Source organism: Vibrio sp. 10N.239.311.G01 (assembly GCF_041465805.1).
Classification (GTDB): domain Bacteria; phylum Pseudomonadota; class Gammaproteobacteria; order Enterobacterales; family Vibrionaceae; genus Vibrio; species Vibrio crassostreae_C.
The window spans coordinates 93,297-104,763 of record NZ_JBFSRM010000013.1; the positions used below are offsets into that span (position 1 = coordinate 93,297).

Consider the following 11,467-nt stretch of genomic DNA (forward strand, 5'->3'; position numbering starts at 1 on the left):
TGTACTTTATAAGTAGTTATTATGTCATGTTGAGAAAATCTTAGACGATAATATAATCGCGGAAAAATATACTCTGCCAGAAAACTATGTTCACTAAAAATACGTTGAAATCAACATTAGGTCTTATTGTTACGTCGCTTATCTTAAGCGCATGTGGCGGTGGGGAAGGCGGAGGTGATAACACCCCGCCAGCAAGGAATACCGGAAGCATCTCAGGTAACGTTTTTGACGCTCCTGTGAGCGGTGCGAAAATTGAGGTGTTTGAATACAAGGATGGAAACCTAGGTAGGAAGTTAGCAAGTACGACTTCCGATGCTTTTGGTGACTACAAGGTTGAATTTGAATCTTCATCGATGCCACTTTTCATCGTAGCTAAAGAAGGCAGTTATACCGATCCCTTAACGAAAAATACAGTGTCTGTCAGTAACGGCAAAACACTGCGTTTAGAAGCCATGCTCAATTACAAAGAAGGGCGTGATCAAAACTTAATGCTGACCCCTTTGACGAACATCGTTTCAGGTTTAACTCAATACAAAGTAGGCAAGGGAGTGTCAGGCTCTACTGCTATCTCAGAAGCATTAAATAGCATTAACGATATGTATGGTTTCGATGTCAATGAAACTACACCGATAGACATAACCAAAGGTGGTCAAAGTAGTTTTGCTACATCCGGTCACCAATATGGTGCTTTGTTAACCGCTTATTCTTCTTATTCGTACGACCTAATTCAAAAATACGGTGATACTCAGAGTAATATTTACACATCGATGCATTTGGCTGATATCCAATATCGAGATGTCATTGCCGATGGTCTTCTTGATGGGCTGGAAATAAGTACTGTGTCGGGAGGGGTAACCCCTTTAACCTTCGGTCAACAAAAAGTCTCTAGTGATATTTACACTCACGATTTGGCACAGCATGTTCTAATTGTCGTCAATGATCCTAACTTAAATATTTCAGGAACAGACGCAGACGACTATGTTGAGTTTAGCCGTAAGATTAATGACCAAGGCACCAATAGCGGTACTGGCGGTGTGATCCCTCCTCGCGATGAAACCGAAATTGATACCGAAGCGCCTACAGTGTCTAGAACAGACAGTGATGTATTGGCAGGTCTCGATAAAGTGGATATTAAGCTCAATGATGAAATTGGTGTTCAAGGTGTTTCAGCGTACCTTGAATACCAACTGGACGGTGTCTGGTCTCTCGAGAGTCAGTGTGACGATGAACAAACTTCGGATAGTGAGTTTTGTTTCTTGGAGTTCGACGGCTTTGAATCTGGTCTTAGAGAAACAAGTATTAAAGTAAGTGTAGACACAAAAGCCATTGACGCGGTAGAAGTTGATTCGGATACGGGACTCTCAAATGTAACTGCGGCACGTTTGGTTTTTTATACGACTGACGTCTTAGGTAACGAATTAGTTCAAGGGCGAGATGTTGGCCATTATGTAAACTTTGAATGGGACAACAATGCGCCGGTAATTGAAGTAACCTCGGCTAGTTCTATAAACAACAGTGCAAAAGAGTATGTGCTTAAAGGCACTGTAAAAGAAGACTCGCAAGAGATTGATTCGGTAACGGTTTCATTTAAAGGCGGTTTAGATGATAGCGTTTCTTGTGGTCATATAACTTTAGAGTCAGGCAGTGCCTGTGAATTCAGTAAGGGATATTCAACCGATGAATTCGTATCGATAACAACATTTGAAATTAAAGCCACCGATAGCAACGGGAATATTGGTAAGGAAGTTCACGAAGTCGTTCGTGATGATCAAGCGCCGGCGCAAGTGATTAGCTACCCAGAGAATGCTCCAATGAATTATGTCAACGTTAGTGTTGATGGGGAACGCGTAACTAAAGAAGATGTTTATACGCAAGACACCTACACATCAGAAACGGTTCAATCCACTCGTGATTATTTGAAGATTGATTACATTTACGCGAGCAAGGGGATTTTAAACTCAATTCCCGATGTCGATTTTAGTGACTTTAATGTCAACGACCTCAAAGATAACAAAATTCCATATGTTCGTGTCAGAGTCTCAGATGGCAACGGGGATATGGGGTTAGGATCTAGTGCCGACAAACTTAAGCTAGTTGTTAAGTATTTAGTAAGCGCAAACAATGATAATAACTACGTGCTTCAGAAGGTAACCGATACCGTAGCCTCTGCCGCTAACATACCCCACGAAACTATCTCTGATACTGAAGGACACGTAAATGAGGTTATCTATTATGTTCCTTTTGTAAAAGAAATACTTGGTGACAACTTCGCTTCGACGTCCGAGAACAGCAGTCAAAAACTAGTGATTCAAACTATTGACGAGTCTGAAAATGAAAGTGCTGAGCAAGAAGTTTATTTTCGTAGTAGCTTCGACTTGCCGACAATAACGATCGTTACTCCATTTATCGGGGCTAGTGTGCAATTGGAGGGATTAAACTCGAAGGGAGAGTTTACCTCGCTAGGAAGATGTACCACGATTCAGCACTTAGAAAGTGATGGAACAAATAAAGCACTCGATGTTGCTGGATGTGAAACAACAACTGATGTAGTTAACTACGACTTTATGCGAGTGCGGTTAATCGGTATTGATGGTAATACGCAACCGTATTACTACAAGTGGGAGAGTGATCCAGGTACACAATCAGAACAAGTGAACCTAAATAGCGCGAATATAGGTGCCTACTTTAAACTTAATGGTTCTAAGACTTTTTATATTACCGAGCTAGCAACATACCAAACCGGACTGTTTGACTCTCAATGGAATCAAGTTGAAGCTGGAAACAAGACTCCAGAGAATGCCGCACGAATTTTAGACGACGTACAATATGCTCTCGCTGGTGGAAGCGATTCATTCTTTGGTTTCGACCCAACGATCGTTTCGTATGCAACGAATCAAATATTGAAAGGTGCTATTCCGGAAAAACTGCCTAATAATTATATTCATCGGTTTTTAGTAGAAGCGATTTATGACATTACCCAAATAAACAATATGCTACTAAGTAACTCTGTTGATTTTGCTTCCGCTATCTATGATGACTTGCAGTACGATGGCCAAGCTAACGGTATTGGTAGTGGGGGTGAAAAAATAGTTCTAGATTCATATGAATTTAGCTCAAAGTCTTACCGTAATGACTTAGCGCAATCATACTATAACATTATGACTGAAAAGTATGGTGTAGCAGCTAACCTAGCTCAGCGATACGCCGATCAGATATCAATGGCGAACCCAAGCCTCGATGGCGAACAGATTATAGACGGTGATGGCGAAAGTATTGATAAATCACCGCCTCAACCTTCGCTAAGTATCGAAAATGGCCGAGAAACATGGGTTGGAAATAAACGGTACGTTGCTGGTGTTTTAGATTCACGGATTATTTTGGAAGATCCGTCAGGCATTGTCGTGGAAGAAGGCAGTCAGCCATTATTTGTTACAGTGTGGTATAAGAAAACTGAACCGAATACGGAAATCCCAATTGATCTGAATATTCGAGAGTCAGGTGGTGATAATTATAAAAAAGAGTATTTATTTACCCTTAATACCGAGTCTTCAAATCTCAAAGGGATTGTCGAGTTTGCACTTGTGACCAGTGCAATGGATGAGCATGGAAATAGCTATGGTTACAATGGAGAGGAACCACATACGGAAACTTTGTATGTGGATAATGATTATCCTTTAGCGACTTATATTCCCCCGAGCGATGGTAATGGTGATCCGATTGACGAAAATGTCTATTTGAACACCAATTATGTTCAAGAACTCACTTTCAACATTGACGATATTGTAGGAGACAAATTGGACGAGCGAGGGCTCACTTTCTACAACTCGGCAACCGGTGTTAATAATGATTATGACGCTAACTCACATTTTTCAAGTAATACAGAGGATCATTTTAAGGTAAAACTATGCTCTGGAGACAAATGTAGCAGTCAAGGTAATATTATTAGTCCAGAAGATGGTAATTGGGTAGTGTATGTTAATGCTGAAGACAATCTGTCTAATATAGTTAACCGCCAGACGACCAATGCCCCTCAATTTAGTGTATTACTTGATTCAAAAGGTCCGGTAGTAAACGGATCTAAAATTATTAACCACTTAGGTGGTAATACTAGCTGGGTACCTGATATTACTTGGAGCTTGAGTCCAGGGAGTTTGGTTGAAGTCGATATGAAGTCAGAGTCTGGCAGGCGTTTCACTTTGCAACATTACGAAACAGAACCTGAAGAGAGTACTGAGCCGTATCTATTAGGCATGCAGCCTAACGTAGAGGTGAGACTAGTTGCGGAGGCATTTAAATATAATGAGAAAAACTTCTTCTACGTAACAGCAACAGACAGTTCTTTTCCATCGGGAACACACAGTGGTGAATTTGAATTCTTGGTCGACAACAAGGGACCAGTAATTGAATTAGCTGACCCTTGGGTTTTAGACACTAATTCAGGTGAAAGCTATGTTCTTGGTACCGCATTTACTGTAAAGCTTACATCAGTATCTGACGACTCTGATGTATCTAAGGTTGAACTTTGGCAACAAGGTCAAAACGCTGCAATACGTTCAATTGACCCCAAAGATCCAACGCAGCCCTTTGATATCGAAATTACAGAAACGCAAAGTGACACTATAGTGATTGGCGAAGACAGAAAGGCTAACCTGTACCTCAAAGCCCTAGACGAATATGGGTTTGAATCTGAAACAGAAATTAGAACTGTTCTGCTAGATCGTGAAGGCCCATCACTAAAGTTAAATGCGTTTGATCCGGAAAGTTTCTATCTTGGTGATTATGTATTCAATCTTTCAGCCCAAGATTTAAATGATAGGGGAACACCATCATCAGACGGTGTTAACAATGAAACATTAGAGTATTGGACTTTCAAAGAAAACCCCTCTGATGCAAGCACCTTAGTTGGTGAAGATATGAAGATTCCTTTAAGAGGTGAAAACGATGGTGATAGTGCGATTCGCACTATCAGATTAGGTGGTTCCGACATTAGAGGGAATACGACAAGCATAGATTATGTGGTTAAAGTTCAAAACTCAAAGCCCACTATTAACTCGGTTACTTTCACATATGAAGATGGCACGCCAGTTTCTTCTGGTGGCCAGATACAAATTACTCGTGTTGAACCTGTAATTATAAGTATTGATGCTGAAGATGAGAGCGGGATCCCGCTAGTTGAAGGTACTTATAAATATGGGGAACAAACCAACAATATCTCATTTTCTCAGAAAGGTGGCCTTTGGGAAGCTAGGTTGACAGAGGCAGATCTAACGGAAGATGGTGCCTATCAGTTGGAATTCAAAGTATATAATAACGTTCGCTATAGCTCTGAACAAGAAAGGCCTGTTTCCGAACGGTCAGAAAGTATCAATGTGCAACGTCAAGGTGTTGCTCTGTCAATCGTAAAACCGACTGACTTCCAAAGTCATATATCGGGAAGTACCCTTAATGTTGAATTTGGCCCTGCGGGTGAGGTAAAAGCAAAAACATTAGAATGTTGGGTTAGAGAGAATTACACCTCAGACGGTGTGCCGGAAGATGGTTCGAACAATGCTTATTCAGGTGTTATAACTAATCCTCAAGAAAATTATAAGTGTAGCATTACAACTGATGTGAATATGTCTGTTTCACCTGTGGTTTTGATAACGAAAACAGTAGGAACGAATGATACTGAAACAGTCAATAAATTCAGCTTTAATATGATGGATATCGATGCCCCTACGGTTGAACAAGACACATATCAATTTACTGGCAATGACGTTGGTTTGAACGCCGAAGGTAAGAAAGTTCTGAGCTTAACATTGAGCTTCAAAGACAATCTTTCTGGTGTGGATATTAGTGATGGTAACGAACCGTTATTGGTAAGAAATCGATTAAATGTGTCTTTTGAACCAAATAGTTGTAGCTCTAAATTGGGTATAACGACATGTACGTATAGAGAGTTGTATGCCGATATCCTCTCTCCGGGGGCGTTACAGCACTTATACACGATTAAGAACTTGTCTGATGTCGCCGGAAACTTAGGTTCGGATCATGCGTTAGAATTATTGCTTCCAGCCCAAGGCGATTTAGAAATCGCTATTACCAGCCCTGCTGAAGATACTATTATTCGAGGTGAGACCCTTGAAATGAAATTCAAGGTGAAGGTTGGACAAAATTCTGATCTTGAAAATGTCATCGCAACTCTAGATGGTGCGTCATATAATTTGAATGATAACCCAGAGAACTTTGGCCCTTTCACTAAGTGTGAGGATGACTATTCTTGCTCGACGTTTACCGCGCCATTAGATGACAAACTAGATGGTCAATTTATCAAGCCTAAAATTCAAATTATTGATGTATGGGGAGAGTCTATAAGCGATGAAGTCAGCGTAATGGTCGATAATAGCCTACCAAATGTTGACGACACTGTATCCCTCAATGAATCTCCGGATGATTCTAGCTTAGTTAGATTTCAGTTTTCTGTGTGGGATGAAGGTAGCGGTATAGCAAAGGTTAAGTACACAATAGTTAATCCTAAATATGTATTTGATAAAGATGACATTGGCGACAATTCACACCTTTATTTTGATCTTCCAAAAACTGAGTTAGAAGAGTTGAATTCTTTACGAGTCAATGTCGAAGCAACTGACAATGTAGGTTGGACTCAAAATAAGACGACTGATATTGACATTAGGATACCAACTATTGATTTGGCTTTTGATGGAATAACGAGTTTACAAGGGGGTAAGCTTGCTTTTACTAATGATAGCCAAGCGTTCACCATTACCTCTGAAGAGGGAGAGGATGTAAAGGCTGCTTCCTATGCTATAGATTTGGTTCCAGTTTCAGGTAACACGATTAAGTTTTCTGGGGAAATAGCCTCTTCAACAGCTTCAGATACGATGACTTTTGATATCGATGCTCAAGCTGAGTATATGCAAAAAGTAACCGTAACCGATTCTATCGGGCGAGTTATTATTGACCTTAATGTGCTCAACAAGACTTACGATGCTGAAGGCATCGCATCCATTGTTGATTACCAAGCACCGGTCATTTCAAGTATCACCAGTACTCAGGATTCGATGATTCCAGAGGAAGGGCTATATTATTTGGATGTAAGAGCATACGTCTTCGATAAAAATCTAAGCAGTGTTGGTTCTACTGCGGAAAACGGTACCGATGCCCCGGTAAACCCACAATCAATTGAAGAACCGACCAAAGACGGTGACCCTTACTTGATACGTTATCTTTTATCTCCTGGCGATTATCTAATAAATGTAACGGCAGACGATTTAGTTGAACACCAGACCGAGAAGTCACTAAATACAAAAGTTGAAGCAGCAAGTATTCCAGAGCTAACAATATCAACGGCAGCATCAATGCCTTTGGCTGGTGGCGTTGATATTCCACTTTTGTTTACCTTCACTGAAGAGGTTAATCAATTTGAATTTTCAGATGTAGAGATTTTAGCAAGTGATGGCAATGATACAGGCGAGTTGAAGCAAGCATCATGGAGTACAACAGACAATATAACTTGGTCGGTCAATTACATAACGCCTGAAAAACAGAACAAAAACATAACCATACGAGTCGGTGATAATAGTTACGAAAGCGTAAATACTATCCCCGGTACAGGGGATAGTTTGGTTTTGGGGATTGAGGGTGTGTTACCAACCCTGTCTAGCGTGACATTTGATCCAATGCATCAGCAAGTAGGCAAAGATGTACAAGTAGCCCTTGAATTTGATAAGGAATTACAAGAAGTAACGGCCATGCTTGGTGGTAATCAAATCAACTCACTAACTGCTACGGCTGATAAGAAAGTTTGGAAGGGTAACGTTCGAGTGCCTGATACTAATGAATTAACAGTGGCTTTGATTACAGAGCAATACAAAGACCTAGTGGGTAATGTGGGCACGCAAGACAGCACACACTCGCTGCCTATCACGCCAACGTTGGACATCACACCGGTGGGCAGTGTGGACGGCAGCAATGCCGCGAACTTGGCCTTCTCAGGCACCTCGACCCGTTTTGATGGTCAAGAGCTTCGCCTGGCAGTGAAAGCGCAAGACAATGAGACGGTATTGAAAAATGGCGTTACGACCGTAGCAAGCGGTGGGGCTTGGAGCAGTACGGTGGACATCAGCGATCAACCGAACGGCAGCTACACCGTTATTGTGACGGGCACCAACGCTGCAGGCGTGCAAGTAAGCGAAAGCGCAAGCTTTACGCTCGCGCAAGCGGTACCGACGTTAACGAGCGTGACGTTTAACCCAAAACACCAAGCGATAGGTCAGAGCGTATCGGTCAGTCTTAAGTTCGATAAAGCGCTGCAAGCGGCCAGTGCCGAGTTAGGTGGTACGGTCATCTCGCTGACGCAGAGTGCGGACGCCAGCGTGTGGACGGGCAATGTCGATGTATTAGTCGCGACGTCGTCTGATTTGACGGTGGATTTGGTGGTGAAAGATTACCAAGACTTATTGGGTAACGTGGGGGCGCAAGACAGCACACATTCGCTGCCGATTACGCCAACTATTAGCATCTCTGCGATCAACAGCGGTAACGATGTTAACGAATCAGAGTCACCCACATTGATTCTCGATGGTACTACGGTTCGTTTTTCTGAAGGTGATAAGTTGAGCCTAAGTGTCACAGACAGTGGGGGAGTTAAAGTTTCAGATGCTGAGGTGCTGGTTAGTGAAAACGGAGTTTGGCAATATGAACTGACTCTTGATCCAATCGAAGGTGGGTCTGTGACGGTGTCACTACATGGTGCCAATGCACTTGGAGCCGATGCTACTTTGGTTGAATCTACATTTACATTAAATAAGGATGTGAACGCTGCAGTGGTCGTAGTGCCAAGTTTATTACGACAACTGCTTATTTACGACAAGGGCACAAAACTAGCAGCGTAACGCTAATCGTTATATGGAAGATTAGACAAAGGTCTGCCTATTCGGCAGACCTTTTTTGCAAATGTATCTCAGGTTGTAGGAATTTGATTATGCACAGTGGACTTAATCATTTTTATTACCCTCAATTTTATTAAGAAAATTATTGTATACCAGTGCCCAATATTGATTAGTTTAGTGATGCTGAGTCATTGAAATGAAAATTATTTTGTTTTTCCTATTTCATTATTTAGTCATATTTTTAGTCAGATAACTAATATAACTGGTGATGTAATCAGAATGGCAATTGTATAGATATTTTGCATAGTAGTTTTTGGTGTTATCTCTATAAAAGTGCCATCTTGATATTAAATGCATAATATATATAGTGTTTATATCACATCGTTATTTGATGTGGTGTTCTGCATTTTGGTACTTTAGTACCACCCTTTTAAGCCAATTTAGTGTTCCAAAATAAATCCTATTTATATTGGCTAAGTTTATGTGGGAATTTATTCCCACTTTTTTTTCTTTTACAGATGAGAAAATGCTCAATATAACCTTCTAAATCGATGAAATGCTTCCACCAGATATGTGTGTTTGGTCTAGTTCATATTTACTTAAGTACGCAATTAAATGATTATTATGTGACATCCGTTCAAATTGATTTGCCTTTTTAGTTGGTCAGACGAAATGACTATTTATCCTGTTTAATTAGCTTTATTGCTAGTGTTATGGTTTTTGACGATACTCCTTCTAATCTATTGAAATTTATAACCATTACGCGTAGAATTTATTTAACCAAATCGTTTTTTTAAGCCTTATCAGCTTAGTTATCACCGCAACTATATATATCTGTAGGTTGTGGAGAATCCAAATGCACTTAGTTTGCAAATTTATATCTAGTTCGTCTCTCAGTACGAACGACCTTCAATATGTCTTAACACCGGATGAGTGTGTCGGGCTATTTTCGCGCGTGCGCACCCCTAAAGACATCTTGGCTCAATTACCAAGCACTCTGCTTCAGCAGATTACTGCGTCGGCTAAAAAAAATGTCCACAGCCTGCTCAAGGCTATTCGAGTAGAACTTGTAAAAGCGAACTGGGTTTGTCTTTCATCCAATGTGAGACGTCGTCCACTAACGAGTAAGCAGCTAGCAAATTTCCCCCGACTGAAGTTACATGTCGATCGGGTGATCAATAGTACTGCAGAGCGCGTTCACAAAGCTAACTACCAGCAAGTTGTCGATGATGTACCTTTGGCACGTCACTACAACTTCTCGCCGGTTGAACCTTCCCCTGAACATAAAATCGTCGTTGAGTTTGCTGGTCAGTGGTCGAGTAATGCTGGCTGTCTGATGTTAGGAACTACCGATACTCAAAAAGAAAAAGTGACGGTAGGTAAGTCAGATCGAGAAAATAAACACCGAAGCCTCGCTACATTTAAAGATCTTGAATTAGAGCGTAAAACGCTATATATCAAAATCCCTTGTTCCGATCAGCCTCAGCCAATTTTGCTTAAATTAACCGAAGACCTGCAACCCGTTGATAAAGTGACTCAGATGGATGAGTGGGATAACGTGTTGGTGCCGGTGGTTCCTGTTCATAAAGGTGATTCAGGGTATGTATCGATTGATCGTGGTTACGTTTATGTCGTTTGGCAATCAGAAGTTTGGAGAGAAATCCAAATTCAAAATGACGGACGCTTTTCTGATATCGATCTATCGCTCTATCAAAGCACTAAGTCCTCGCCTCAAAGATCGGTCGATATCAGCTTATATGATGAAGACTCCGAAGCATTTCTGTCAGGGGAAGCGTTTCAGTTGTACCAAGACGGTAAAAAAGTCTACGAGGGTGTGTTGAACGAATATGCTTGTGCCCGTGTTTTTGGTCTTACTGCAGAAGAAGTTGAGGTAGTGGTTGCTGATTGGCCTAACGAAGGCGAAACATACACAGAATTACTTCAAACCGAATTGAGTCCATTTAAGGCTGGAAGTAAAACAAAGAGAGAGCCACTTGGTGTTCCTTTGCCTCATATTTGGCTTCCATACAAAATAAACGGTAGCGTACAAAGTGATGTTGCTCTTTATTATTCTCGGGCTCAGCTCAATTTTCAGCAACTCAATGAGTTAAAGAGCGGGAATAATGAAAAAGCGGTTAAAGTAAACCTCAGTGATTATTCTTGTACTCACAACTTTGATGCGAGCTCCGAACCTGTGATTTCGTTGCCGGATTTAGATACTCAAGCTCCAAGCAAATCAGATTACAATGTCGTCAATCAAAAAGAGCAGGGTGTCGCTGCCGCTGTTGTTAACTCCCCAAGCGAAGGCATCGTAATTACCTATAAAAGTAACCCCCAGTGCGATCAACCAGATGATTATTTCCAATTGACGTGTGTTGATGAAACATGGAGCCAAAAGATTTTTTTGCGTGAGGCCGAGTTTGTGGGTCAGTCTTGTAAAGAAATTGTGTTTAGTGGTTGGCTACCAGAAGTCAAACGGGTCAATCTAACCCGTCATTGTCGATCTCATAACTCAGATAAAACGGTATTAATGTCAGTAATTTATCAAGACATTGAACTCACGGAACTATTATAAA

At 41.1% G+C, this 11,467-nt stretch carries 2 protein-coding genes; both read left to right on the forward strand.

Annotated elements, in window-relative coordinates; genetic code table 11:
• Positions 1-86: 86 nt before the first annotated feature.
• Positions 87-8,894 (forward strand): tandem large repeat, encoded by an 8,808-nt coding sequence (locus AB6D06_RS12555; protein WP_229647821.1) that lies wholly within the window; start codon positions 87-89, stop codon positions 8,892-8,894.
• 853 nt (positions 8,895-9,747) lie between these two features.
• On the forward strand, positions 9,748-11,466 hold the full coding sequence (locus AB6D06_RS12560) for a hypothetical protein (RefSeq protein ID WP_372110356.1): 1,719 nt from the start codon (positions 9,748-9,750) through the stop codon (positions 11,464-11,466).
• Position 11,467 lies beyond the last annotated feature (1 nt).

What these genes read in the sequence shown, in the direction of transcription:
- AB6D06_RS12555 (WP_229647821.1), top strand. Translation starts at nt 87, where the DNA reads ATGTTCACTAAAAATACGTTGAAATCAACATTAGGTCTTATTGTTACG.
- AB6D06_RS12560 (WP_372110356.1), top strand. Translation starts at nt 9,748, where the DNA reads ATGCACTTAGTTTGCAAATTTATATCTAGTTCGTCTCTCAGTACGAAC.